The 23,406-nt window shown below is 70.9% G+C and carries 25 protein-coding genes and 2 pseudogenes; 11 read left to right on the top strand and 16 right to left on the bottom strand.

Annotated elements, in window-relative coordinates:
• From AB0N63_RS17030 to AB0N63_RS17015, 4 genes are all read left to right on the top strand, one after another.
• The coding region (locus AB0N63_RS17030; protein WP_365529758.1) for a polymorphic toxin-type HINT domain-containing protein at positions 1-2,901 on the top strand (2,901 nt) is incomplete at its 5' end.
• Positions 2,894-3,241 carry a hypothetical protein gene (locus AB0N63_RS17025; protein WP_365529756.1) on the top strand — a complete coding sequence of 116 codons (348 nt, stop codon included), beginning with the start codon at positions 2,894-2,896 and terminating at the stop codon, positions 3,239-3,241. The genes AB0N63_RS17030 and AB0N63_RS17025, both read left to right, overlap by 8 nt.
• A gap of 557 nt (positions 3,242-3,798) precedes the next feature.
• Positions 3,799-4,170, top strand: coding sequence for a MerR family transcriptional regulator (locus AB0N63_RS17020; RefSeq protein ID WP_365529754.1), 372 nt, complete (start codon positions 3,799-3,801; stop codon positions 4,168-4,170).
• On the top strand, positions 4,148-4,333 hold the full coding sequence (locus AB0N63_RS17015) for a hypothetical protein (protein WP_365529752.1): 186 nt from the start codon (positions 4,148-4,150) through the stop codon (positions 4,331-4,333). The genes AB0N63_RS17020 and AB0N63_RS17015 overlap by 23 nt, the downstream gene beginning before the upstream one ends.
• Here AB0N63_RS17015 and AB0N63_RS17010 read toward each other — a convergent pair.
• On the bottom strand, positions 4,330-4,911 hold the full coding sequence (locus AB0N63_RS17010) for a helix-turn-helix domain-containing protein (RefSeq protein ID WP_365529750.1): 582 nt from the start codon (positions 4,909-4,911) through the stop codon (positions 4,330-4,332). The genes AB0N63_RS17015 and AB0N63_RS17010 overlap by 4 nt on opposite strands.
• Positions 4,912-5,016: 105 nt before the next feature.
• On the opposite strand from AB0N63_RS17010, the gene AB0N63_RS17005 reads away from it, so the two are divergent.
• Positions 5,017-5,898: an SDR family oxidoreductase gene (locus tag AB0N63_RS17005; RefSeq protein ID WP_365529748.1), complete on the top strand. Its 882-nt coding sequence runs from the start codon at positions 5,017-5,019 to the stop codon at positions 5,896-5,898.
• 321 nt (positions 5,899-6,219) lie between these two features.
• Here the strand turns inward: AB0N63_RS17005 and AB0N63_RS17000 are convergent, their stop codons facing one another.
• From AB0N63_RS17000 to AB0N63_RS16990, 3 genes are all read right to left on the bottom strand, one after another.
• The gene (locus AB0N63_RS17000; protein ID WP_365529784.1) at positions 6,220-6,360 is read right to left on the bottom strand and encodes a hypothetical protein; all 141 of its coding nucleotides are present in this window, start codon (positions 6,358-6,360) and stop codon (positions 6,220-6,222) included.
• Positions 6,361-6,515: 155 nt separating this feature from the next.
• A complete protein-coding gene (locus tag AB0N63_RS16995; protein WP_365529747.1) occupies positions 6,516-7,412 on the bottom strand; it encodes an SDR family oxidoreductase in 897 nt (298 codons plus the stop codon).
• 99 nt (positions 7,413-7,511) lie between these two features.
• The gene (locus tag AB0N63_RS16990) at positions 7,512-8,255 is read right to left on the bottom strand and encodes an SDR family oxidoreductase (RefSeq protein ID WP_365529745.1); all 744 of its coding nucleotides are present in this window, start codon (positions 8,253-8,255) and stop codon (positions 7,512-7,514) included.
• Positions 8,256-8,358: 103 nt separating this feature from the next.
• On the opposite strand from AB0N63_RS16990, the gene AB0N63_RS16985 reads away from it, so the two are divergent.
• On the top strand, positions 8,359-8,970 hold the full coding sequence (locus AB0N63_RS16985) for a TetR/AcrR family transcriptional regulator (protein WP_365529743.1): 612 nt from the start codon (positions 8,359-8,361) through the stop codon (positions 8,968-8,970).
• Positions 8,971-9,206: 236 nt separating this feature from the next.
• Here the strand turns inward: AB0N63_RS16985 and AB0N63_RS16980 are convergent.
• The 5 genes and pseudogenes from AB0N63_RS16980 to AB0N63_RS16960 form a co-directional block, all read right to left on the bottom strand.
• Positions 9,207-9,577 (bottom strand): annotated as a pseudogene (locus AB0N63_RS16980) (alpha/beta hydrolase); the annotation flags it as partial.
• A gap of 151 nt (positions 9,578-9,728) precedes the next feature.
• Positions 9,729-10,475: a YafY family protein gene (locus AB0N63_RS16975; protein WP_365529741.1), complete on the bottom strand. Its 747-nt coding sequence runs from the start codon at positions 10,473-10,475 to the stop codon at positions 9,729-9,731.
• A gap of 10 nt (positions 10,476-10,485) precedes the next feature.
• On the bottom strand, positions 10,486-11,424 hold the full coding sequence (locus AB0N63_RS16970) for an alpha/beta hydrolase (RefSeq protein ID WP_365529739.1): 939 nt from the start codon (positions 11,422-11,424) through the stop codon (positions 10,486-10,488).
• Positions 11,425-11,710: 286 nt separating this feature from the next.
• Positions 11,711-12,022: a hypothetical protein gene (locus AB0N63_RS16965; protein ID WP_365529737.1), complete on the bottom strand. Its 312-nt coding sequence runs from the start codon at positions 12,020-12,022 to the stop codon at positions 11,711-11,713.
• 91 nt (positions 12,023-12,113) lie between these two features.
• Positions 12,114-13,202, bottom strand: coding sequence for an alcohol dehydrogenase catalytic domain-containing protein (locus AB0N63_RS16960; RefSeq protein WP_365529735.1), 1,089 nt, complete (start codon positions 13,200-13,202; stop codon positions 12,114-12,116).
• Positions 13,203-13,304: 102 nt separating this feature from the next.
• On the opposite strand from AB0N63_RS16960, the gene AB0N63_RS16955 reads away from it, so the two are divergent.
• The gene (locus AB0N63_RS16955) at positions 13,305-14,198 is read left to right on the top strand and encodes a LysR family transcriptional regulator (RefSeq protein ID WP_365529733.1); all 894 of its coding nucleotides are present in this window, start codon (positions 13,305-13,307) and stop codon (positions 14,196-14,198) included.
• A 547-nt stretch (positions 14,199-14,745) separates the two neighbouring features.
• Here the strand turns inward: AB0N63_RS16955 and AB0N63_RS16950 are convergent.
• Complete coding sequence (locus tag AB0N63_RS16950; protein ID WP_365529731.1) at positions 14,746-15,366, bottom strand: DinB family protein; 621 nt, start codon at positions 15,364-15,366, stop codon at positions 14,746-14,748.
• Between the two features lie 535 nt (positions 15,367-15,901).
• Between AB0N63_RS16950 and AB0N63_RS16945 the strand changes: the two genes are divergently transcribed.
• Complete coding sequence (locus AB0N63_RS16945) at positions 15,902-16,861, top strand: ribosome-inactivating family protein (protein ID WP_365529729.1); 960 nt, start codon at positions 15,902-15,904, stop codon at positions 16,859-16,861.
• Between the two features lie 210 nt (positions 16,862-17,071).
• On the opposite strand, the gene AB0N63_RS16940 is transcribed toward AB0N63_RS16945, so the two are convergent.
• From AB0N63_RS16940 to AB0N63_RS16925, 4 genes are all read right to left on the bottom strand, one after another.
• On the bottom strand, positions 17,072-17,818 hold the full coding sequence (locus AB0N63_RS16940) for an SDR family oxidoreductase (RefSeq protein WP_365529782.1): 747 nt from the start codon (positions 17,816-17,818) through the stop codon (positions 17,072-17,074).
• 71 nt (positions 17,819-17,889) lie between these two features.
• Positions 17,890-18,960 (bottom strand): aldo/keto reductase, encoded by a 1,071-nt coding sequence (locus tag AB0N63_RS16935; protein ID WP_365529727.1) that lies wholly within the window; start codon positions 18,958-18,960, stop codon positions 17,890-17,892.
• Between the two features lie 69 nt (positions 18,961-19,029).
• Positions 19,030-19,395 carry an SDR family oxidoreductase gene (locus AB0N63_RS16930; RefSeq protein WP_365529725.1) on the bottom strand — a complete coding sequence of 122 codons (366 nt, stop codon included), beginning with the start codon at positions 19,393-19,395 and terminating at the stop codon, positions 19,030-19,032.
• Positions 19,392-19,796, bottom strand: coding sequence for a hypothetical protein (locus tag AB0N63_RS16925; protein ID WP_365529723.1), 405 nt, complete (start codon positions 19,794-19,796; stop codon positions 19,392-19,394). The genes AB0N63_RS16930 and AB0N63_RS16925 overlap by 4 nt, the downstream gene beginning before the upstream one ends.
• A gap of 96 nt (positions 19,797-19,892) precedes the next feature.
• On the opposite strand from AB0N63_RS16925, the gene AB0N63_RS16920 reads away from it, so the two are divergent.
• The 3 genes and pseudogenes from AB0N63_RS16920 to AB0N63_RS16910 all read left to right on the top strand — a co-directional run.
• Positions 19,893-20,456 carry a TetR/AcrR family transcriptional regulator gene (locus AB0N63_RS16920; protein WP_365529721.1) on the top strand — a complete coding sequence of 188 codons (564 nt, stop codon included), beginning with the start codon at positions 19,893-19,895 and terminating at the stop codon, positions 20,454-20,456.
• A 314-nt stretch (positions 20,457-20,770) separates the two neighbouring features.
• On the top strand, positions 20,771-21,073 hold the full coding sequence (locus AB0N63_RS16915; RefSeq protein WP_365529719.1) for a hypothetical protein: 303 nt from the start codon (positions 20,771-20,773) through the stop codon (positions 21,071-21,073).
• A 75-nt stretch (positions 21,074-21,148) separates the two neighbouring features.
• Positions 21,149-21,247: pseudogene (locus AB0N63_RS16910) on the top strand (IS5/IS1182 family transposase); the annotation flags it as partial.
• 15 nt (positions 21,248-21,262) lie between these two features.
• Here the strand turns inward: AB0N63_RS16910 and AB0N63_RS16905 are convergent.
• Positions 21,263-22,282 (bottom strand): polyprenyl synthetase family protein, encoded by a 1,020-nt coding sequence (locus AB0N63_RS16905; protein ID WP_365529717.1) that lies wholly within the window; start codon positions 22,280-22,282, stop codon positions 21,263-21,265.
• Complete coding sequence (locus AB0N63_RS16900) at positions 22,279-23,319, bottom strand: tetratricopeptide repeat protein (RefSeq protein WP_365529715.1); 1,041 nt, start codon at positions 23,317-23,319, stop codon at positions 22,279-22,281. Before AB0N63_RS16900 ends, AB0N63_RS16905 begins: the two co-directional genes overlap by 4 nt.
• Between the last annotated feature and the right edge of the window lie 87 nt (positions 23,320-23,406).

Genomic DNA, 23,406 nt, shown 5'->3' with positions numbered 1-23,406 from the left:
GCGGCGCAGGCGGCGTACGCGGCCTCGCGCGCGGGCAGCGCCGCGTCCTCGGCGCGTGCGGCCGCCGCGGCGGCGGCCGGTGACGCCAACCAGGCCAAGCAGGCCCGAGAGGCGGCGGAGAACGCGCGCAAGGCGGCCTCCGGCGCCAAGAAGGCGGCGGACGCCGCCGACCAGGCCGGTATCGCCGCGGACAACGCGGCGAAGGCGGCCGGTGCCGCCGCGTCGGCCGGTGCGAACGCGGCTGCCGCAGCCGCCGCCGCGGCGGACGCGGGCCGGTGGGCCGGTGAGGCCGGTTCCAAGAGCACCGAGGCGCAGCAGGCGGCGGCGCGGGCCAAGCGGCTGGCGGACCAGGCCACGCGTGCGGCCGGTGCCGCGCAGGCCAACGCCAACCAGGCCGCGACGGCGGCACGGCAGTCGCGCGACGCGGCCAACGCCGCCGCCGCGCACGCCGAGGCCGCCGCTGCGGCCGCGGACAAGGCCGCCGACGAGGCGGGCAAGGCGGTGGATGCCGCCAAGGCGTCGACGGACGCGGCGAACGAGGCGAGCAAGGCGGCCGACGACGCGCAGACCGCGGCCGACCAGGCGGCGACCGTGGCCGACCTGGCCCGCAAGGCGGACGCCGAGCGGCTGGCCGAGCAGCAGGACGAGGACGTCCTCGCCGCGGAGGAGGCCAACAGGGAGCACGAGGCGCAGGTCGCCCAGGCCGAGTGGCAGGCGGGCCGGGTCCAGCAGCTGGACGCCGAGACCCGGCAGCTCGTGCAGGACGCCGCCGCCTCCACCGACCCGCAGGTCACGGCCGCCAAGGGCCGGCAGGCCGCGGTCAACCTGCTCACCAGCGGCGGCACCTGGGTGAAGGACGCGGCCGAGACGGCCGTGACCGGCACCGACGAGGACGTGGCCGAGTTCGTGCGCACCGGGCTGGACATCGCCCTGGAGCAGGACGACCGCGTGAGCGCGGCGAACATCGCCGAGACCAGCGACAAGCCGGCGCAGCGGCAGGCCGCGCTGGACGTGCTGGACAAGCCGATCGACCAGGTCCGGGAGTTCCTGCGCACCCGTGCCTACCCCGGCAAGGAGGACGACGACCGGATCGCCGTCGGCAAGATCATGGCCGAGGGCGGCCCGGGCGTGAAGGCGGCAGGCAGCAAGGCGCTGGACGGCACTGCCGCCGATCTGCAGGAGTTCCTGGAGACAGGCCAGTACAAGGCGCGCGAGGACGACGACCGGGTCGCCGTCTCGGAGGCCCTGGCAAGTGGCGGGCCCGAGGTCCAGGCCGCCGCGCAGGCGGCGCTGACCGGGCCGCCGGCCGGCCTGCGTTCCTTCCTCCAGACGGGCCTGTACCGGGCGCGGCAGCGGGACGCCAACGCCGCGTCTCACATCGCGGAGATCAACACCCTGCTGAGCGCCGCCTACAAGTCGGCCGCGCTCGCCCACGCGGACGCCGCCGAGGCACAGCGCGTGGCCGCCCTCGCCCGCAAGGACGCCGCCAAGGCCCTGGAGTGGGCCGACAAGGCGAAGCACTCGGCCGAGCAGGCCTCCGACTACGCCGCGCAGGCCGACAAGTCGGCCGACGACGCGGCGGCCTCCGCCACCCGGGCCGCCGAGTCCGCGAAGACCGCCAGGAACGCGGCGGCCTCGGCCCAGAAGGACGCCCGGTCGGCCGCCCACTCCGCCCAGCAGGCGGAGCACTCCGCGGCGGTCGCCTCGGGCTACTCCGCCCAGGCGAGCACGGCCGCGTACCAGGCGGCGGCCTCCGCGAGCGCCGCGGGCAAGGACGCCGCCGCGGCGGCCAAGGCCTCCTCGGAGGCGCTGAAGATCGCCGCCGACAAGCTCGTGGCGGAGCTGAAGGCGCAGGTCCAGGAGGAGTCCAAGGACCCGAGCAAGCCGCTCTCGGACAAGGAACTGCGCAAGACCCTGGAGAAGCGGCTGTTCCAGTTCCGCAGGGAGCACGCCTTCAACGGCGACATCAAGGCCGGCGACACCATCCTGGTCTGCGGCGGTGACGGCGCCGGTGGCATGGGCTGCATCACCACCACCTACCTGGACCGCCTGATCGCCTGGTACGTGGGCATCGACGAGATCGAGAAGTGCTTCGACAAGTTCGACTCGTCGTGCATGAAGGACCTCGCGCTGCACGCTCTCATGTACAAGTTCCTGAGAAAGTCGCCGTGCAACAGCTTCGCCCCCGGCACCCGGGTGCTGCTGGCCGGCCGGCGGACCAAGCCCATCGAGGACGTCAGGGTCGGCGACCGCGTGGTGGCCACCGACCCGGAGTCCGGGCGGACGGTGGCCGAGCCCGTCGAGGCGACCATCACCGGCAGGGGACGCAAAACACTCGTCGACGTCACGGTCGGCCGGCCGGCGGCCGGGCACGGCGGCACGGTGGTGACCACCGACAAGCACCCCTTCTGGGTGGCGGACGGCCGCGGTGCCTGGCGCGACGCGGACCTGCTCGCCGTCGGCATGCGGCTGCGCACCGACGCGGGCAAGCGGGCGCGGATCACGGCGACCCGCGCCTGGACCGCCCCCGACCAGCGCGTCTACAACCTGACGGTCGCGGAACTGCACACCTATTACGTCCTCGCCGGCGACACCGCGGTGCTGGTCCACAACGCGGGCAAGTTCTGCGGGGCCGACGCGGACGCGCTCCAGCACTGGGACAAGGCGACCTTCAGCAGCGCGGAGGAGACCGCGGTCTACCATCTCGACAAGCACGGCAAGGGCAGGACCCTCGCCGAGTACACCAAGGAAGCGATGGATCTCTGGAACAAGACCAAGCCCGAGGACCGCATCCCGTGGAAGCTGAGGAACGGCGAGATGGGGTGGAAGATCCGCGGCGGCCTGTTCGGCGGCGAGGGGATCTACACCAAGGACGGGAAGATCGTCACCTGGCATGACTGAGACAGCAGCAGGGTTCCGCGCGGCCTTCGAGGCCTTCCGGGCCCTTCCCTACCCCGACTACCCCCGTGAGGAGGCGCTGCGCGACTGGAACTCCCGCCTGCTCGACCTCGACGGGTACGTCGCGGGGTACGCGACACGGGTGTACGACGGCCGGATCGGCGCCGCAGAGGTGCCCGACACCGGGGCGCTGGTCGTGGAGGCCGAGACCCTCCGGCGGGACCTCGACTCGGTCACCCCGCACGGGGCGGACGAGGCGGGGCTGGTGAGCGACTACCGCGCCTACGCCGAGGCGCTGGAGCGGATGGTCCGGCTGCTCGCGGCGCTCGCCCGGACGGCGTAAGGGCCGGGGCCGCGGTTCATCGGACGGTGATCCGCCGGTGAACCGCGGCCCCCGCGGGGCCGCCGGAAGTCCAGGTGGGGACCGCCGCCACCGGCGGCGGGTGCCCGTGGCCCGGGTGGACCGGAAGCCGGCCGCGATTGTGGCGCACCGCAGCGAAGCCGCGCGAGGCGGCCTCCGCCCGGAATCCTCTCCGGGCTTCCCGCAGCGAAGCGGGAGTCGGTCATCGTGAGGGAGTACCTCACCCTCCTCGGCGGCAGGCCAGCGCCGGGCGGGGTGGTCCTCCGGCAGTCAGGGTGAGCTGCTGCCGAGGGGCTTGATCATGGCCCGGTTGACTCGGGGATCGCGTCCGGTGACGTGTGAGGAGCGGGGCAGGCAACCGGCCCGGCGGCGGAGGGCCGGGGTGGCGGTGTTGCGCCGTCCGGTCTCCAGCCTGACCGGCGTCCAGTGATGGCGCTGCGGCGTCTCCTGGGGTCCTCTCGCCGCGCGGGGGCGGGCCGGCGCACAGTCTCGAATAGACCCCCGAGTCGGGCCCCGAGTGGAACCACGGTCGGGTCCCCGTGTCGCTGTCGATCAGTGAACGTGCTCACCGGTGCCAGGTGAGCACGCGGTCACTGCGGCACTACGACGAGCAGGGTCTTCAGTTCCCGTCACGCAACGCCGTGGGGCACCGCAGGTACCAGGCAAAAGACGCCGAATGCGTCGGCTTCATCCAGCGTCCGTACGGCGCGGGCCTGCCGAGCGACCTGATCCGTACGGTGGGCCAGGAGTCGAAGCTCCCCGTCTCCGCGCCCCGGATCGAGGCTCCACTGCGTACGCGGCATGCCGAACTCTCACGTGAAGCGGAAGAACTGCATTCCAAGCTGACGGGTCTGGAAGCCGTACTGCACGCGGTGACGGGGAGCACCAGTGAGCCAGGCGCTGACACCTGACCCGCTCAAACCGAAGTTCGAAAAGCTCGACGACCACGTTGATCGGTTCGGTGAGTACTCCAGCCCGCTCGCTGCGCTGCGGGACGTGGGGCGCCGCCAGCACCTGACCATCCTGGGCACCAGCTGTGTGCGGGCCGAGCACCAGCTCGACTCCGACGGCTAGTCGAGGCGCTGTGCTGCCGCGAGGAGTTCCTCGAGCGCCGCCAGCGTCAGGGTCGCCAGTTCGCCGGGGGCGTCGTCCCGTGCCGGGTCGGCCCAGCGGGTGAAGCCCAGTTTGAAGGCCAGGACGCCGAGTTCGGCGGCGACTTGGGCGGTCGTCTCGGGGACGCCGCGCTGCTTCAAGGCGCCCACCATCGCGGCGGCCATGCCGATGCCCTTGAGCGCGTTGCGCTCCTGGAGCTCCTCGTTCGCCTCGATCGCCGCGTGCAGGAGCGGACCAAGCTCACGGTTGAACGAGGTCATCTCCCCCGACGCGCGCTCCAGACCCGCCGCGACGGCGGCGATCGGCGTCGCGTCCGCGGGGGCGTCGCCGATGCCTTCGACCAGGAGGCGGCTGAGGGTCTTCTGCCCAGCCGAGAGGATCTCCCGCTTGTCGGTGAAGTGCCGGTGGAAGGTGCTGCGGGTGAGGCCCGCGCGCTCGGCGATCTGGGCGACCGTCGTGTCGTCGTAGCCCTGCTCCGCGAACAGGCTCAGCGCCGCCACGACCAGGCGTTGCCGGGCGTCCGGCTTCCATCTCGGCATACGACCATCCTAGGTGATGCGACACGCGTCGCATCATTGGGTGTAGCGTGGCGAGTGATGCGACACCTGTCGCATCACTTGATCCCTAGCATCTTGGAGTCCGCCATGCGCGTCTTCATCACCGGCGGCACGGGCCTGATCGGCTCCGCCGTCGTCGCCGAACTGCTCTCCGCGGGACACACGGTCACCGCCCTGGCCCGTTCCGACGCCTCCGCCGAGAAGGCCCGGGCGGTCGGCGCCGACGTGGTCCGCGGCGGGCTCACCGACCTCGACGTGCTGCGCGGCGAGGCGGAGAAGGCGGACGGTGTCGTCCACCTCGCCTTCAGCAACGACTTCAGCTCACCGGAGGCGCTCGCACAGGCCGTCTCCGAGGAAGGCGCCGCGCTCGGCGCGCTCGGTGACGCCCTCGTGGGCACCGACAAGCCGCTCGTCACCGTCTCCGGTACACCCCTCGCACAGGGACGCCCCTCCACTGAAGGGGACCCGCTGCCCACGGACGGGCCGGTCGGCGGGCGCAGCGTCTCGGTGGAGCGCGCCCTCGGCCTGGCCTCGCGCGGCGTGCGCAGCACGGCGGTCCGGCTGCCGCGCACCGTGCACAACGAGGGCGACGGCGGGTTCGCCGGGCTCCTCACCCAGATCGCCCGCAGCACGGGCGTGGCCGGCTACCCGGGTGACGGCACCCAGCGCTGGCCCGCCGTGCACGCGCTCGACGCCGCCGTACTGTTCCGGCTCGCCCTGGAGAAGGCCCCGGCCGGCACCGCCTGGCACGCCGTCGCCGACGAGGGCGACGCCGTACGGGACATCACCGCGGTCATCGGGCGGCGCCTCGGTGTCCCCTCGAAGTCGGTGCCGCAGGAGAGCTTCGGCCCACTCGGACCGATCTTCGCGGCCGACCAGCCGGCGAGCAGCGCACACACCCGCGCCGCCCTCGGCTGGCAGCCGACCCGGCCGAGCCTCCTGGAGGACCTGGAGAACATCCAGCCCTGAGGCACGGCCGGCTCCGTCAGTCCCGTGCGCCGTGGAACTCGGCGGCGACCGCGCGCGGCCCCCGCACGCCGTACTCGATGACGGGCGCGGCATGCGGGGCCAAGCGCGGGGAGCGGTTGCCGGGGATGCCGGGGCGCGGCTGCGTCGGGCCCTCGCCCTCGTTCAGGGGTCGAAACTGCCCCACATCCAGAACACGGAGGGGCAGTCGAGGGCCGTGCCCAAGATACCCGGCGCTTGCTCGAACTGGGTGGTGGACGGCTCGGGTCGAGCCCCCCAGCGTCGGCGGTCAAGCAGTTCGACCTCGACCCGGGCGGTTCGTCGTCAGGAATAGTTCTGGCTGATCTGCTTGTACTCGGTGAACTCGTCAAGACTCGCGATTCCGCCGAGGCGCCCGAGGCCGCTGGACTTGAAGCCGCCCTCCTCGAACTCGATCGCCAGGTTGGCCCAGCTGTCGACCGAGATCAGCCCGGCGTCGAGATGACGGGCGACTCGAATCGTTCGGTCTGTCCGCTCCGCGAGAGGGAGAGAGGACTTGCTGTCCTCTCTCCGTGGGGAGTTGCGGCCCCTTGACGCGGGCGGCCGTTCGGGGGACAGATCGTGCGGTGCGGTGAAGCGGGCTACCGCTTCACCTTGAGCAGTTCGCCGAAGCCCATGCGCTGCACGAACGCTTCCCGGGTGGACCGCACGACGGCGTTGGCCTTTTCGACTCCGGCTTCGGTGAAGTCGACGACGGTGCGCAGAGGTTTGCTGCCGCGGGGCAGGGCCAGGACGCGCACGATCTCGTCGGCGACCGCGGAGGGGTGCGCGTTCTCCGCTCCGTCGGGGAAAAGCCGGTCATGGGCCTCGTTGTTGCGCTGGACGAGCGGGTCGAGCTCCGCGTACTCGGCGGCGCGGGCGGCGTCGCCGGCCTGGCTGGCGTCGGGGAAGTGCCGGGTTCCCTGGGTGAAGGGGCCGGGCATCACGATCGTGGACTCGATGCCGAAGGCGTTGAGTTCGTAGGCGTAGCTGACGGCCAGGGAGTCCATCGCGGCCTTGGATGCGGTGTAGGGGCCGAGGAACGGCGGGGTGGTGATCGGTATGGTGCTGCCGACCCAGATGAGCGTCCCGGCACGCCGCTGACGCATGTGCGGCAGCGCCGCCCGGTTCACGCGGTGAGCGCCGAGCACATTGGTGTCGAACAGGTCTGCCAGGTCTGCTGGGGTGAAGGCCTCGAGGTAGCCGACGTACAGGTGCCCGGCATTCTGCACCACGACGTCGAGCCGGCCGGTTTCTTCAAGGATGCGCTGGACAGCGGCGTCGGCGGCCTCCTGAGAGGTGACATCCAGTTCGAGGACCCTCAGGTCCTGGTTCTCCTTCTCTGCGATGTCCAGGAGCTCGCAGGCGTGTTCCCGGTTGCTGCCTTTCACGCTTCTCATGCTGGCGTAGACCGTGTGTCCGGCCCTGGCGAGAGCCTTGGCGGTGAGGTTGCCGATGCCGGTGGCGGCACCGGTGATCAGAACGACAGACACGGGCATGGTCCTTTCCGTCTGCTGTGCGTGCGGGAGGGGGAGCCGTACGAGGTGAGCCCGCCGCCGCGTTCACCGGGGGATGCTGCGGCAGCGGGCAGCGTGACGTCAGGCCATGCCGCCGTTGGCGTACAGGACCTGGCCGTTGACCCAGCGGGCGGGGCCGGCGAGGAACGCGACGGCCTCTGCGATGTCCTCAGGGGTGCCCAGGCGCTCCATGGGATTGGCCTTGGTGATGTTGTCGATGAGCTCCTGGCTCTTGCCCTCGAAGAACAGGGGGGTGGCGGTGGGGCCGGGGGCGACGGCGTTGACGGTGATGTCACGGCCTCGCAGTTCGCGGGCGAGGATCAGGGTCAGTGCCTCGACACCGCCTTTGGAGGCGGCGTAGGCGCCGTAGGCGGGCAGTTGCAGCCGGGTCACCGACGTCGAGAAGTTGATGATCGCGCCGCCGGGCCGTACCTGCTGGGCGGAGAGCTGGTCGATGACGAAGGTGCCGCGGAGGTTCGTCCGCTGAATGCGGTCGAAGGTGTCCAGGTCCATCTGCGCGATCGGGGCGAGCGGCATGACGCCGGCCGTGTGGGCGACGACGTCGACGCCGCCGAACGTGTCGGTGGCGTGCCGGAACAGCTCCGCCATCGCAACGGGGTCCGCGACGTCACCGCCGAAGACCGTGGCCTGCCCGCCCATGGCGATCACGGACTGCGCGGTGTCCTGCGCCTTCGCCTCGTTTCCGCTGTAGTGGACCACCACCGCGATCCCGTCCTTCGCGAGACGTTCGGCGACGGCGCGGCCAATGCCGCCCGAGCCGCCGGTCACGATGGCGACACGGGCGGGCAGCTGGGTTTCGGGCATGGGGACTCCTAGCTATGTGGACTCGATGTCCATATAACCGTAGCGCTATAAAGACAGCCTGTCCATTAAGCTGGGGGGTGCAGACGAAGCGGAAGGAGCACACATGACGGACAAGCCCTTGAACGCGCCCACACCCCGGCGTGGGCGCGGACGCCGGCCGGCCGCCGAAGTGCGAGCCGGTGTCCTTCGGGCCGCCGCCGACCTGCTGCTGCATGAGGGAATCAGGGCTGTGACCTTCGACCGGGTCGCCACGGCGGCCGGGTCGAGCAAGATGACCCTGTACAAGTGGTGGCCGTCCGCCGGAGCGCTCGCGGCCGAAGCGTTTTTCGCGCACAGTGAGGAGCAGCTCGAGTTCCCGGACACCGGTGACATCAGAGCCGATCTCACCTCCCAGCTCTGCGCGTTCGTGCGGCTGCTCACTCACGGGAACACAGGGGCGGCCATCGCGGGACTGATCGGAGTCGCGCAGACGGACCCGGAGCTGTCCGCGGCGTTCTCCCAGCACTACTCCGCGCCACGCCGGGCACTGGCACTGGCCGCGTTCGAGAAGGCCCGTGCTCGCGGGCAGCTCCGCGACGACATCGACCTCGGCATCCTCGTGGACCAACTGTGGGGCGCCTGCTACAACCGTCTGCTCGTCCCCGACGCACCTCTTGACGAGGACTACGCCATCGCTCTCGTGAACAACGCCCTCGACGGGGCGTCAGCTCGGTAACTCTCGCCTCAAGCCACCACCGACGCCGATCCCACGATCACGCAGGTCGGCCGACCGTCGGCACCTCCGGCACGGCCTGACAGGGACGGTGCTAGCGAGCGCTCTCGCCGGCCAATGAGCGAGCTGTCCGTCACCTCTGAGTGCCGAGTGGCGGAGACGGTGCCTACTTCAGGTGGCACTTGATCACCACCGTGGACACTGGATCGGGCAGACTCAGGCGTCATTCCGCTGAGTACACGCGCCAGACGGGCGAAGGCCCGCGCGCCTGCCGGACCGAAGATCTCGCCGTTGCGGCCCCACACGGCGAGCACCAGGACCCCGCTGGTGCGCAGGAACTCGTGCAGCAGCGGGTAGAGCGGGCGATTGTTCTGGCAGTCGCGGACAACGCCACTCGAACCTCGTCGTTGCCCGTGCGGGAGACGAGGGCGAAGTCGTGCTCCCAGGTGTCCCGGCTGAGCAGGCTCGCGTCGGGCACGCCGTGCACATGCTCCCAGCGGATGGCCTCGACACTCAGCGCGGCGCGGACCGCGGGTTCGGTGCCGAAACCGGGGTGTGCCCCGTAGACCCAGACGCCGGTCCGGAACGACTCGACGAAACCGTCATCGTAGTGACCGACGCATTGTCGTGCGCGGACGGCCCAACGCGGACGCCGGTTGAGTCGTCCCTGCTGGGAGCAACAGCGCGGTCACGGCTCACTGTTGGGCGCCTTGTGCCTCCATGTCCGGTGAACCCCAAGTGAGCGACTCAGTTCGGGGACGTCATCCGAAGCCGGAGGAAAGGGAACAAGCTCGACGGGGCGTAAGGGAAGCCAGCGTGGTGGGCTGCACCGCACTGGCGGCGGCGGAGCCGAGCAGTAGTTCGGCAAGGTCATGGGGCTGAGCCTGTTCACTGCTTGGAGTTGCCGCGGTGATCCGGTCCAGCCGGAAACCCCGGCCGGCCCGTCGCGTGCGGCACCAGGCGATGAGGTACCAGCGGCCGTCGGTGGCGAGCAGCCCGGCCGGTTCCACCAGACGGTCGCTTTCGCGTCCCGCCGCATCGACGTAGGACAGCCGCAGAACCGTACGTGTGGTGAGAGCCTGCTCCACGGCGGCGCGGACCTCATAGTTGCTCGGTGAGGGCAGGGTGACGATCCGTGCGGCGAGCTCCCGTGCCGCCGCCGAGACGGAATCGGTCATCGAGGCCGCGATTTTCTGGGCTGCTGTCCGGGCCGCACCGGCGTACGGGGCGGAGGTGCCAACTGCGGCCAGCGCCACTGTCAAGGCCGAGGCTTCCTCGGCGGTGAAGTGGACCGGGGGCAGGGTCATCTTCGGGTCGATCGACCATCCCCCGCCCCGCCCGGGTGAGGTGCGAACCGGGACACCGGCCTCCATCAGCGTCTGTAGGTCGCGCTGTACCGTGCGCGTACTCACCTCGAATCGCGCGGCGAGCGCCGCGACCGTCAGCGGTCGCGGCGCCGCCGCGCGCAACTCTTCCACCAGCGCATAAAGCCGAGCAGTGCGGTTCACGCTGCCGACGCTACCGTCCCGCTGTGGTCAGGAAGTCCCGCTGACGCCGCAGCTCCCGCTCGGTGATGGTCAGCGGGAACAAGGTGAACCCGTGCATGGCACCGGCGACGACACCGAGTTGCACCTGCGCACCGGTCGCCTCCCACCGTTGGGCCAGGAACAGCGAGTCGTCGCGCAGCGGATCCTCGGTGCCGACAACGATCCGAGCCGACGGCAGGCCGGTCAGGTCCGCAAACAGTGGGGAGACCTCGGGATCTCGGCGCTCTTCCGCCCCCATCGCCGGCGTGAACAGCTCGTAGTACTGCCGCATTGTGTCGGTGTTGCTGAGCAGTCGCCTGGATCCGAACAATCGCTGGCTCGGTGTCATCGACAGGTCGTAGGGGCCGAAGAGCAGGTGGGCCGCGCAGAAGGCGCCGGTGATGCCGTGCCGGTCACGAAGGCGCAGCAGTGTCAGGACGCTCAGGTGGGCACCGGCCGATTCACCGCCGACCAGCAGCCGTTGGGTACCGAACTCGGCCGCGGCGTGGTCGACCAGCCATCGGGCTGCGGTTTCGCAGTCGTCGGGAGCGGCGGGGAACGGGTGTTCCGGCGCGAGGCGGTACTCCACGCTGACCACGGCCAGCCGTGCCTGCTGGGCAAGTTGCCACAGCGTCTCGTCCTGCCCGTCCGCGGAGCCGATCACCCAGCCGCCTCCGTGGACGTGCAGGTACACGCCGTCGACGTGGTCGGGCATGAACACCCGGACTTTCACTCCGCCGGCGATGACGCGGTCTTGCCCCTGCGGCAGTCTCACCGGTGGCCTGTCACCACCGAGCTGGTTACCCCTCAGGGTGGCCAGTACGGCTGCGTCCGGCACCTCGGCACGCGTCGGGCGGCTCGCAGCGGCGGCGGCGAAACGTTCGTTGAACTTCAAGGTCTCGGCGAGGCAGTCCTCGTCTGTGATCGTCATGCTGTCGACGGTCGCAGCCGTCCGCGACAACGTCCTGTCACCCTTTCCTGGTGAGCTACGTCACTGTCCTGGTGCGTCGTCCAGCAGACCGCCCATGAGCGTGACACTCGGCCGCCACGGTGTCTCGCCCGCCCCACCGCCCCGGACACACGCCTGAACGCAGCCGGCCCCGGTCACTGCTCTCCTTTCCACAGGGTGCCACCCTGGCGGGGGTCGAAGTCGGTCCGGGCGACGTACCCGGAGAAGTCGCGCGGCGCCCGGCCCAGCGCCTCCTCCACCCCGTCGGTCACGGGGCTCCCCGCTCCTCGAGGATGTGCCGGGACAGCGCGATCCATTCGTCGGTCACGGTCTCCGGGTGTCCGGTGGCGACGACCTCGGCGCGGTACTCGTCCCCCGTGACGGGGACGAAACGCAGCGGTCGGCCCGTGACCTCGGCGATCTCCGCGACCGCGGCGCCGAAACTCAGGGAGCGGGCACCGGAGTGGGCGTACGTGCGCCCCGTGTGCCCGTCCTCCGTCGGCGCCGCGACGGCCACGTCCGCGACGTCCGCAGCGACTGTTCGTCCGTCCGGGCAGCAGTCGGTGATCTTGAGGCTCATGGATGTTCACGAGACACAGCAGCAGTGTGACGGCCTGCCCTCGCGAGGGCGGGGGGGCCTGGCGCCGACGTGTGGGGATCAGCCGGTCTCGTCAGCGAGCCGGTGGTGTGAGGACAGTGCGGTCGAACGGGCCTCCATGGGAGGCGGCGTACGCGACGGCGTCGTTGACGGCGTCGAGGGCGAACGACCGGACCCGTTCGGCGGCGAGGTCCAGGGCGCCCGAGGCGAGGAGCCGGATGATGCCGACGTTCGCTGTACGCGGGTACATCCACTGGCCGCGCACGGTGATCGAGTTGCGCATGATCCATGGGTACGGGAGGGCGAGGTCGTCGCCACCGAGCATGCCGACGCCGCCCATGAGGACGACGCGGCCGTATTCACGCACGGTCATGGCTGCCGTGCGCGCTGCCGAGCTGGGTGCGCTCGGCGGTAGCAGGTCGATCACCATGTCGATCGGGCCGTCGGCCGCCGCGGACATCGCCGCACGGTCGCCGGCCTCGTCCCCGGTGAGCGGGACCGGACGCAGACGCGGACCGAACCGGTCGGCGAGGAGGTCGAGCGTGGTCCGGTTGCGGCCCGGGGCGACCACGCGGCCCGCCCCCATGGCGAGCGCGACCGCGACCGCACTGCTGCCGAGGTTGCCGGTGGCCCCGCTGACGAGGAGCGTCTCACCGGCTGCGAGCCCGCCGGCCAGCAGCCCGCCATAAGGGATGACGTGCACGGCGAGCGCGGCCCAGCGGGCAGGGTCGTCCCCCGCCGCTGCGGGAAGCGGAAAGACGTTCTCCGTCGGGACCCGCATGAGCTCGGCGAACGACCCGTCGTGCAGGTGTCGGGCGAGGCGCGCGCCGCCCTCGCCGCGGGCACTCCAGCCCTGAAGCGTGATGTCGGGCGTCAGCGCGTCGTCCCGCGAGCGCACCGTCGAGTCGCACCACACCAGGTCGCCGGGGCACAACCGGGTGGCGTCCGGACCCACGTGGACGACCCGTCCCACGCCGCCGATCCCGGGCACGACGGGAGGGACCAGGGGGTAGTTCCGCTCGCCGCTGAAGACCTCAGCCGCGTACGGGGCCACACAGGCGGCGAGGACCTGGACCACCACCTCGCCGCCGCCGGCCTCGGGATCGGGAACCTCCCGCACCGTGAGCGGGGCACCGAACCGCGTCAGAACTGCTGCTCGCACCTGATGACCTCCGTGTTCGTCCTTGTTCGTCGGGATCGACACTAGGCACCCGGGCGGCATGCGGGAAGCGATGATCAGGCATCTGTGGTATGCATGCACCGCATGGACATCTCCAGCACAGGCCTACGGGTCCTGCGGCAGATCGCCGAGTCCGGCAGCTTCACCGCAGCAGCCGCCCGGCTCGGCTACACCCAGTCGGCGGTCTCGCGCCAGGCCGCCTCCCTCGAACGAAGCGCGGGCACCGCCCTGTTCGAACGCCGCCCCGACGGAGTACGGCTCACCCCCGCGGGACTGACTCTGCTGCGCCACGCCCGTACGATCCTGGACTGCCTGACGGCGGCCGAACGCGACCTCACCGGGACCGCCCCGCGTACCGAACTGGTGCGGCTCGGGCTGTTCCTGAGCGCGGGCGCGGCCATCCTGCCCCTCGCGCTCACCCGCCTCGCGGCGACCGACCCGCAGATCACGGTCACGACGACCGAGGGCACCACGCCCTCCCTGGTCCGGTCACTGCGCGCGGGCTCGATCGACCTCGCCGTACTGACGTCCCGCCCGCCCCACCGGCCCTTGGACGGTGAGTCGCCGCGCCTGCACGTCGAGACCGTTGCGGACACCGAACTGGTCGTGGCGGTGCCTTCGACCGGAGCGTTCGCCGGCCGCACCGCGGTGCACGTCGACGAACTGGTCGACGTCCCGTGGATTGCCGCCCCGGCGTCGAACGCCGAGCCACTGCTCGGCGTGTGGCCTGGCCTGCCCGGACGGCCGGACATCGTCCACTGCGCGCGCGACTGGCTGACGAAGCTTCAGCTGGTCGCCGGTGGCTTCGGGGTGACAACGGTGCCCTGGCGGCTCTCGCCGGTGCTGCCGCCCGGGGTGAGCCTGCTGCACGTCGAAGGCGCGCCCCCCGAGGTCCGCCGGGTTCTCGTGGCGCGGCTCCCTGGCCGCCCCACCCCGGCGGTCACGGCCGTCACCCGCGCGATCGCCTCCACCACCTGATACGTCCCGCCGGCCGTCAGATTCGGTGCCGTAGCCCGCCGAGGACGCGCACCATCACGTGCACCCCGGCATCAACCAGGGCCCTTCCAGCAGGAACACCCCGCTGCTGCCCGCACCAGGCCGGCGATGGCGCGGTAGGTGTCGGGCAGGTTGCCGCGCCGGTGGGTGAAGCGGGTGAGCTGCTTCCAGCGCTCGTGGTCGGCGAGGGCGTGCTCGACAGTGATGCGGTCGGAGGAGTGCCGGTGCCGGTCGCGTCCCAGCGTGCGTGCACGGGCGGCAGTGCGCTCTTGTCCGGCTTCCTGGGCGGTGTGATCACCTGGCCTGGGTGATCACACCCGAGACCGAGGTAGCCGTCGTCCAGGAGGGCTCCGACGCTGTGATCCCACCAGCCACGGCTGAGATCACCCCTGTGCGCGAGCGGCGCCACGGCCCACTCCAGACGCGAGCCGCTCCTGGTGCACAGGAGGCAGGACGCCCCCGCTTCGCGCGGCTCCTCCCCCGACACACGGCCTGGCTGCCGCACCACGTGAGCCGCGGACAAGGGTGCTCAGTGCGGGCGGGCGCGATAGAGGTCGCGCAACAGGGCGACCTCGGCCCCGTGGTGCAGCAATTCCTGGTTGACCCACCACACGATGTCGATGAACGGCTCCTCTGGATCGCTGCCGTGCGGGTAGGTGCAATATCCGACAGTGTCCAGTGCAGCCTCGTCGACGCTCAGCAGCGCCTTCCGCCAGGCCGCTGCACTGGCGTCGAAGGCCGCGACCGCTCCCGCGGCGTCCCCGCTGACGGAACAGTCGTCCCGCGTCAGGGCGTGACCGCCGACGGTGTGGTCGGCACGCAGGGCCAGCATTTCGCCGAGGTGGCTCAGGCGCCACGCGATAGTGGTGAAGGGCGGCGGCCAGGGATGCGGGTAGGACGCGGCGTCCCGGCCCCAGTCGCCGGCGCCGGCCAGGGAGGTTGCGCGCGGTCCCGGCCCGTCCACGCGCCGCCGTACCGACCAGCAGTCAGGCACCGGTTCCCAGAAGTATTCCTCGTCGGTCATGGGGAAGACCTCGGTCTCTGCCCCGTCGCCGCTGTCCATGACCGGCCCTGTCATACGGTCGGCGAGGCGTTCACGTGCGAAGTCGAACTGCTCCAGCAGGGGAGACAGGCGGGAGGGTACCGTCATCGGACGCTCCTGTGTCGAATCGGTCCAGGGTCAGTCCGCCAGCCTGGCACAGCCGGCACCGCAGCCGCGTCCCCGCACCGGGGCCCGGCATCGATCGCCGCCTGCCGAGCGCGCGCCTGCCGCAGGGCCCGTGTCCGGCAGGCGGCCCCGCAGTAGCGCCGACTCTTCCTGCCGACAGGCGTGCCCCGCACTGCCGGCATCGAGAGGCGTTCCTGCTGACCACGCCTCCAGCGTGCGCCTCTTCACTGCCGTCGCCGACAGGTGGTCCGGGCGGAGGACTCCCGTGCTGGTGAGGGTGTTGCTCATGCGCCCCGACCCGTTACGCCGTCCGTCCTGCTGACATCAGAAATTCGCGGCAAGCCTGGCTCACTCCCCCGGCGGAAGCCTGGTGAACGGCCCGGCACCAGCAGCGGGACTTCCTGCGCGCGGTCGGTGGACGCGGAGTCGGCCTGGGGTGCGCCAGCGCCGCGTTGGCGAGACGTTAGCGCCGCTTCCGAGGCTGGAAGCCGTAAGTTCCGATCTCGGAAGGGGCGTTATGTCCACAGCAAGCACGGCAGCACGGCTGTCCGGTACCTCCCGGCTCGCGGCCGTCCTGGTGATCGCCTTAGCGTTCGTCCTCGGTCTGGTCCCGGCCCAGTCCGCCCATGCGGCGTCCACCAACGAGTACAACCGGGTCTACTGGAACGTCACCAACTTCGACGCGGTGAGCACGCAGGCCGGCAACAACTACCAGACCATGATCGACGGCATCCGCGACATCGCCGGCCAGAACTGGACCACGGTCGACCACGTCCAGCGGACCACGACCGCCCCTGACCGGCTCATCGAGGTCCAGGTCCAGGACAACGGGGACCTCGCCAACCCGCACCGCCTGTCGCTGTTCTTCTGGGCGCACAACCTCTACCTGATCGGCATCTCCTCGGAGGGCCGCAACTACGCCTTCCGCGACGTCCCCGCCGGTGAACTGCGCAGCGCCGAGCGGATCATGCGCCGCCAGCCCTGGACCCGGGACTTCCAGACCTTCTCGCCGTTCACCTTCACCGGCCGGTACACCGGTAACCAGGGCCTGGACCCGAGCACCACCCGCGGCAACCTGCGGCTGGACATGCCCAACCTCGGCGGATCCCTCCGCCGGCTCGGACGGCTGGCCAGCACCAGCAACACCCAGCAGGTCCGCAACGACCTGACCACCGTCATCGCAGCCACCGCGGAGGCGTCCCGCTTCGGCTGGATCTCCCAACGCGTCCGGCAGATCCTCTCCGTCGGCGCCGACTACGACTCCAACGGCCCTCAGACGACGCTGGGCTCGTTCGGTGTCGGTATGGAGAACAACTGGAGCGCCATGACCACCTGGGTCCGCAACAGTTCCGCGGGCTCCGACCCGTCCTGGTTCCACATCGACAACGGCCCCGGCTACCGCAGTGCCCGCGACATGATGGAACTCAGCGGTGAGCGCTCCATGCACTACTTCCTCGGACTGGGCTCCGCGATCTGACGCGGGGGCCCGGAGAGCCGGCAGCCGACGTACCCCCGGCCCCTCCACCAGATCACGCACCGCAGGGCCGGTCCCCATCGCGAGGGGACCGGCCCGAGCCGGTTCACGCGCGGCGCTCTGGCAGTCCCGGCCGGGCCGGCAACGACCGCAGCAGTGCGCTGGTGGGCAGTGGTGGCGGGCCTTACGCCCGTGGCGGGACGGCAGACGAACTCAGAGCTGGGTTTCACCGCCGTCCACGACCAGCTCGACGCCGGTGGTGTACGTGGCGTCGAAGGCGAGGAACGCGGCCGCCTTGGCGAACTCCTCGACGGTGCCGTAGCGCTTCATGGGGTTGCTCGCGGTCCGCTCCGCCCTGAACCGGTCGGCGGCCCCTTTGGACAAGTTCATCGTTTCCAGAATCCCCGAGTCGATGGGACCCGGGCTGATCGCATTGACACGAACTCCCCGCGGAAGCAGCTCGCGGGAGAAGGTGCGGGCCATCGAGCGCAGCGCCGCCTTGCCGGCCGCATAGACGCTGGTCTCCACCATGCCGACGACGTTCGCGATCGAGGTGGTGAGGACGATGCCGGCGTTCGCGCTCAGCAGCGGGGCGAGCTTCTGCACAGTGAAGAAGGAGCCCTTGACGTTGATCGCGAACAGTTCGTCGTACACGTCCTCGGTCGTCGACTCGAGGGGCGTGAGGGATGAGATGCCGGCGTTCACGAACAAAGCCCCGATCGAGCCGAGTTCGCCTTTCACACGGTCGGCGAGCATATCCAGGTCGGGCAGTGAGGCCACATCCGCTCGGACGGCCACGGCATTCTCGCCGAGCCGCTCGCGTGCCGCGTCGAGCTTGGCCCGAGAACGGCCGGTGATCACCACGCGGGCTCCGCCTCGCACCAGCAGCTCCGCCAGCGCGAGCCCCATGCCGCTGCTGCCGCCCGTGATCACCACATTCTTGTCGCTGTACCCACCCATGAACCGAGGTTGCTCCGTTCCATCATCAAGAACATGTCCGTGTATCTGGATGTCGCCGTTCACGAAGCGAATCAACCGAGGGTTTCGATCTTCATGTCGCCTGTGGTGATCGTGCGGATGTGATCGCCGGCGAGCACGTCGTGCGGGTTGCCGAGGTCGATGGCGCTGGCCTCGTCGAGGCGGGCCAGCTGCGAAGGAGTGAGGTCGACCTGCAGGGCACCCAGGTTGTCCTCCAGCTGCGCGACGGTGCGGACGCCGATGATGGGTGCCGTCACGCCCGGGGCGTTCACGGTCCAGGCCAGTGCTACCTGGGCGGGTGTGCGGCCCAGCTCCGAGGCCACCTCCTTCACCGCGTCGGCAATGGCAAGGTTGCGGTCGGTGACCCATCCCAGAGCGGCGTTGAGGCTCTTGCGGTTGCCGGCGGTTTCGCCGACGACGGAGCCCACCGGCTTCTGGTCCTCCCGGCTGTACTTGCCGGTGAGCACCCCGCCGCCCAACGGGGAGTAGGGAACCACGCCGAGTCCCATCTCCCGTGCCATCGGGATCAGGTCACGCTCCGTGGTGCGCTGGATCAGGCTGTACTCGGTCTCCAGTGCGACCAGTGGAGACCAGCCGCGCAGGTCGGCGATCGCCTGCATGCGCGACACCTGCCAGGCCGGGGCGTTGGAGATCCCCACGTACAGCACCTTGCCCTGCCTCACCAGGTCGTCCAGGCCCCGCAGGATCTCCTCCACCGGCGTCCTGAAGTCCCATACGTTCACGTAGAGCAGATCGATGTAGTCGGTGTTCAGCTGCCGCAGACTGGCTTCCACCGACGCCAGCATGCTCTTGCGGTGGGTACCCCCGGAATTCGGGTCACCGGGCCGGCGCAGCGTCGAGTACTTCGTCGCCAGCACCATCTTGTCCCGGTGGGTGTGGGCGAATTCGCCGAGCAGTCGCTCGGAGCTGCCCTGGGTGTAGGTGCTGGCGGTGTCGAAGAAGTTGCCGCCGAGCTCGGTGTAGCGGTCGAAGAGCCTGCGCGCCTCGTCGCGTTCGGCGCCCCAGCCCCACTCGGTGCCGAAGGTCGCCGTGCCCAGCGCCAGCGGTGAGACCCGGAGTCCGGAACGGCCCAGCAGCCGATAAGTGTCGAGAGTGAGTGCCATCGTGTTCTCCTGTGAGGTGCGGTTCGTGGCGTTCGTGAGGTGAGGATCGATGGTCGGCCCGCCCGGTTTTCAGGCGCCGAGCCCGTAGCCGCCGGCCGCGCTGATGTCCTGGCCGGTGATGTAGCCGGCGGCGTCCGAGGCGAGGAAGGCGACTGCTAGCGCGGCCTCCTGACTGGATGCGAAGCGCTCGAAGGGGATCTTCGAGCGCATGGCGTCCCGGCCGCTCTCGGGCGCCCCCAGCTTGTTGGGCAGCGGGGTGCCGGTGGCCCCGGAGTCCACGGCGTTGACGCGAATTCTGCGCGGGGCCAGTTCGCGCACGAGCGAGGACAGCATGGCCGGCAGCGCGCCGCGTGTCGCCGCCCCCACCGTGGCGCCAGGGGTTGGGTGGCGGGATCCGATGCCGAGGGTCAGCACGGTCGAGCCGCCGTCATTCATGAGGGGAAGGATCTTCGGAGGGTGAAGTACTGGCCCTTGAAGCCGAGGTCGGCGTGCTTGTCGAACGATTCCTCCGTCACCTCGGCAACCGGTGCCGGACGGCAGATCCCGGCGTCGAGGAAGGGGGGGTCCCAGCAGCCGAACCGCTCCGACGCCGCTGACATCAGGGCGTCGGTGCCGGGGAGCAGGCCCGCGCCGGAACGGACGACGAGCACGTCGTCGGGGAGCCCGGATCCTGCTCGTGCGAGGGATAGGGATTCTGTCCGGTGACCGCGGCCTGGCAGCCGCCGGCGACCAGCAGTCAGGCCGCCGCCCGGCCGATCCGGGTCGTTCCCCCCGGTGATGAGCGCTGCAGGCATGGCAAACCCTTCGTCGCTGAAGCGATGGGTGAGACCACCCATAATCGGGGACCTCCCCGTTTGTCTCACCGTACACTAAACCGGGGACATCCCCGAATCGTTCCCGAGTCTCATCCGACACTCACGATGGCGAAGGTCATGACACCTCCACGCAGCACCCTGCGCGCCGACGCGCAGCGCAACCGCGAGCAGCTGATCGCCACGGCCGCCGAAGCCTTCGCGTCCGGACGCGCGGTCTCCCTGGACGCGATCGCCAAACGCGCGGGAGTGGGGAACGCCACCCTGTACCGGCACTTCCCCACCCGAGAGGATCTGGTCGAAGAGGTCTACCGGGACCAGATCCGGCCCTTGCGCGACGATGCGCGCACCCTGCTGGCTGCCAAGCCGCCCGCGCAGGCCCTCCACGCGTGGATGCTCCGATTCGCCGACTGGGCCGGTGAACGACGCGGAATCTGCGAGGCCCTGGTCGCCATGAGTGCGTCCGGCCGCTTCGGTACCGGACCGGTCTGCGACGAGGTCCAGCAGGTCCTGGCGATGGTGCTCGAGGCCGGCGCCGCAGCAGGAGAACTGCGCAGCGACATCGACCCGGTCGAGGTAGGCGGAATCCTCGCCGGTCTGCTCTCCGTGGCCGGTGCACCCGAGCAGCGCCCCCAGCTGAACCGAATGCTGGGTGTCGTCGTCGACGGCCTCAGGCCCCGCTAGGCCATTTCGTTCGGATCAGCCGGTCGTTGGTCCGGGTGTGCCGTCGACTGATGCGCAGTGGGCACGGACGGACGGTCTGGGCGGCGGTGCAGCGGACACGGGCGGACGGAGGCCAGAAGGTTCGCCTTGGGTCAGCCTGTGGGCGGCCTTTCGACGCTGCCGACCGCTTTCGGCCGCGGCGGCAGCAGAAGGTCGGCGTTGGCCAGGAAGGAGGGTGAGCCAGGTGGTGAGCCGTCGGGCCAGCCCACCACCGCGAACACCGCCCGTAGTGCCAAGCCCGGCAACTGCTTCAGTACGTCACGGACTTGCCACACATGGTGTCCCTGCTGTGGCAGCCCTTCACCAGACCGCTGTCCGAGGACGCGGTGAAGGCCACCGAAGACATCGCCCCCTACCTGGCGAACACCGTCTCACGCGTGGCCCTCGACGAGGACTCGGTCTGCCCGAGGACCGACGCCCAGGGCGGTCTGCTCGAACTCGTCCACGACAAGGCGCGCATCGAGCGCGGCGTCATCGGCTACATCACGGTGGCGGTCGCCCCCGGTGCCACGGACGACGGCGAGGGCGCACCCGGCGGCGGCCCCGCCCCCACCGCTTCCCCGACGCCCTCCGCCTGACACGACGATGTCGCCACACGTGACGGACAGAGCTGCGCCGATATCTGCGGCCGTGGCCTGCCTGATCCGGCTTGCGGGTGCCGGGGTCTGCACCGTCGTCACGAACGCACAGCGAGTCACTTCCTGGCCTTCACCAGCAGCGCATGCGCACTCGTCTGCTACCGCCGACTCACCCAGGGAGATGACTTGTCACAACTCGCGGCCGACCAGGAAGTCCAGCACCGTGAGCAGGTCCCCTGCGGCCGGGGCGGCCAGCGGGGCCCGTGACAGGAGGGCACGGGCGGTGGACGTGTGCGTGCGGGCCTCGGCCAGTGCCGCTGTTCGGCCGCCGGCCGCCTCGATCAGCTCGGCTGCCTCCTCAGAACGCCCCGGCGAGTCCAGCAGTTCGGGCAGGGCACGGCCCGCCGGGGAATCGAGGGCGGCCAGCACGGGGTAGGTCTTCTTGCGCTCCCGTAGGTCGCCGCCCGTGGGCTTGCCCGTGACGGCGGGGTCGCCCCAGATTCCGAGTACGTCGTCGACCAGTTGGAAGGCGATGCCGAGATGCCGTCCGGCCCGGTCCAGCACGCTGGTGGTGTCCTCGTCCGCGCCGCCGAGTGCGGCGCCCAGGGCGGCGGCACAACCCAGCAGGGCACCGGTCTTGGCCTCCGCCATGGACCGGTACTCCTCCACCGTCACCCTGTCCGGGCCGGTGCACGGCCGGCCGGTGAACAGCAGGTCGTCGGCCTGCCCGCGCATCAGGTCGGCCAGGGCAGCCGAGAGGAGCCGAACGGCACCGGCACCCTGCGGCACGGCGGCGAGGGTCTCCACCGCCAGCGCGAACAGGGCGTCGCCTGCCAGCACCGCCGGGCCCGTGCCGTACGCCTTCCACACGGCCGGGCGGCGGCGCCGGGTCGCGTCGCCGTCCATGATGTCGTCGTGCAGCAGCGAGAAAGCGTGGACCAGTTCCACCGCGACGGCCGCCGGGATCCCGGCACGCTCGTCGGCGCCCGCCGCTCGCGCGCCGAGCACCGCCAGTGCCTGCCGTACACCCTTGCCGCCCGGTGCGGTGGCGGGCGCGCCGCCCACCTCGCACCAGCCGAAGGAGTACGCGGCCATCTCGCCCAGCCACGGATGAAGCCGACCCACCGCCTGGCGCAGCGCCGGCCGCACCAACCCGGTGCAGTGGACGAGGAGTTCGGGCGCGGCGGGCGGGGCCTGGAGCGCGGTCACCGTACGACGTCCGCGTCGAGTTCGAACTCCTCCTGGGCGCGTTCCACCAGCCGTTGCACGTGCTTGAGGCCGCTGCCTTCCAACGAGCGTGCTAGGTCGGCGAGTTCGGCCGCCGTGTCGTCGCGGCTCCTGCCAAGCCGTGCCAGCGACTTGGTGAGGCCCAGCCGGGCGAGCGCCTCGCCCCGCGGCTCGTTCATCGCGCGGAACTCCGAAAGCGCCAGCTCGTACATCCGGCGCGCCTCCTCGTGACGTTCGGCCCGGTGGAGGACGTTGCCGCGCATCTTGTGGTTGTAGGCCAGCGCGCTGGACAGGTTCATCGCGCGGCAGCCGGCCTCCGCTCGGGACAGCAGCTCCAGCGCGCGCCCGGTGTCCTTGTCGCGCACCGAGAGGATGTCCGCGAGGCCGCGCAGCGCCCATGCGTGCCCGCGCCGGTCCTCGGCGCGCTCGGCTATCTCCGCCGCCTCCTCGAACAGCGCGTACGCCCGGTCGAAGTCCCCGGTGTTGCGGTGCATCTGGGCGATGCCCTCCAGGGCCCACACCGTGTGCCGGGCCTCGCCGCGCCTGCGGGCCTCGGCCAGCAGCTGCTCGTGCAGCCGGCCGACCGCCGCGTAGTCGCCCTGGATACGGCCGGTCTCCGCGAGTCCGGCCAGCGAATAGCCCCGGCAGACGACGTCGCCGGCCCGTTCGCCGAGTTCGGCCGCGAGTCCGAGCAGCCGCCAGGCCAGCGGGAACGCCCCGCGCTGCCGGGCGAGGGTGCCGCCGCTCCACAGCGCCCACGCCATCGCCGCGGCGTCACCGGCCTCCCGAGCGGTACGGTAGCTCGCCTTCCAGGCCCGGTCGGCCTCCTCCACCTTTCCAAGCCGCCGGTACGCCTCGGCGACGGCGAGCCCGCAGCGGGCGGCCTCGGCCGGCTGACCCGACCGCTCGGCCTCGCGCAGCTTCTCGATGCCTTCCGCCAGCACGTCCGTCAGCGAGGAGTTCACGGACAGGGTGGTCAGGGCGCCCTGGTACTCGGGAGCGAAAGCCTTGCCGTACATGCATGCCTTTCTATAAACGCTGTGTATACATGCCGTGTATAGCGCGTCGTGAAGACGCCCCGGCCGAGAGGACCGGGGCGTGTCGGT

Origin of the sequence: Streptomyces sp. NPDC093260, assembly GCF_040683715.1 — a bacterium.
In the GTDB taxonomy this organism is placed as follows: domain Bacteria; phylum Actinomycetota; class Actinomycetes; order Streptomycetales; family Streptomycetaceae; genus Streptomyces; species Streptomyces sennicomposti.
The sequence above is the reverse complement of the archived record's forward strand: the minus strand, read 5'-3'. Positions and strand labels throughout refer to the sequence as shown.

Excerpts from the sequence above, each read along its gene's own strand:
- AB0N63_RS17025 (WP_365529756.1), top strand. The coding sequence starts at position 2,894 with ATGACTGAGACAGCAGCAGGGTTCCGCGCGGCCTTCGAGGCCTTCCGG.
- AB0N63_RS17010 (WP_365529750.1), bottom strand. The coding sequence starts at position 4,911 with ATGCCGAGATGGAAGCCGGACGCCCGGCAACGCCTGGTCGTGGCGGCG.
- AB0N63_RS17005 (WP_365529748.1), top strand. The coding sequence starts at position 5,017 with ATGCGCGTCTTCATCACCGGCGGCACGGGCCTGATCGGCTCCGCCGTC.
- AB0N63_RS16995 (WP_365529747.1), bottom strand. The coding sequence starts at position 7,412 with ATGCCCGTGTCTGTCGTTCTGATCACCGGTGCCGCCACCGGCATCGGC.
- AB0N63_RS16990 (WP_365529745.1), bottom strand. The coding sequence starts at position 8,255 with ATGCCCGAAACCCAGCTGCCCGCCCGTGTCGCCATCGTGACCGGCGGC.
- AB0N63_RS16985 (WP_365529743.1), top strand. The coding sequence starts at position 8,359 with ATGACGGACAAGCCCTTGAACGCGCCCACACCCCGGCGTGGGCGCGGA.
- AB0N63_RS16970 (WP_365529739.1), bottom strand. The coding sequence starts at position 11,424 with ATGACGATCACAGACGAGGACTGCCTCGCCGAGACCTTGAAGTTCAAC.
- AB0N63_RS16965 (WP_365529737.1), bottom strand. The coding sequence starts at position 12,022 with ATGAGCCTCAAGATCACCGACTGCTGCCCGGACGGACGAACAGTCGCT.
- AB0N63_RS16955 (WP_365529733.1), top strand. The coding sequence starts at position 13,305 with ATGGACATCTCCAGCACAGGCCTACGGGTCCTGCGGCAGATCGCCGAG.
- AB0N63_RS16950 (WP_365529731.1), bottom strand. The coding sequence starts at position 15,366 with ATGACGGTACCCTCCCGCCTGTCTCCCCTGCTGGAGCAGTTCGACTTC.
- AB0N63_RS16945 (WP_365529729.1), top strand. The coding sequence starts at position 15,902 with ATGTCCACAGCAAGCACGGCAGCACGGCTGTCCGGTACCTCCCGGCTC.
- AB0N63_RS16940 (WP_365529782.1), bottom strand. The coding sequence starts at position 17,818 with ATGGGTGGGTACAGCGACAAGAATGTGGTGATCACGGGCGGCAGCAGC.
- AB0N63_RS16935 (WP_365529727.1), bottom strand. The coding sequence starts at position 18,960 with ATGGCACTCACTCTCGACACTTATCGGCTGCTGGGCCGTTCCGGACTC.
- AB0N63_RS16930 (WP_365529725.1), bottom strand. The coding sequence starts at position 19,395 with ATGAATGACGGCGGCTCGACCGTGCTGACCCTCGGCATCGGATCCCGC.
- AB0N63_RS16925 (WP_365529723.1), bottom strand. The coding sequence starts at position 19,796 with ATGGGTGGTCTCACCCATCGCTTCAGCGACGAAGGGTTTGCCATGCCT.
- AB0N63_RS16920 (WP_365529721.1), top strand. The coding sequence starts at position 19,893 with ATGACACCTCCACGCAGCACCCTGCGCGCCGACGCGCAGCGCAACCGC.
- AB0N63_RS16915 (WP_365529719.1), top strand. The coding sequence starts at position 20,771 with ATGGTGTCCCTGCTGTGGCAGCCCTTCACCAGACCGCTGTCCGAGGAC.
- AB0N63_RS16900 (WP_365529715.1), bottom strand. The coding sequence starts at position 23,319 with ATGTACGGCAAGGCTTTCGCTCCCGAGTACCAGGGCGCCCTGACCACC.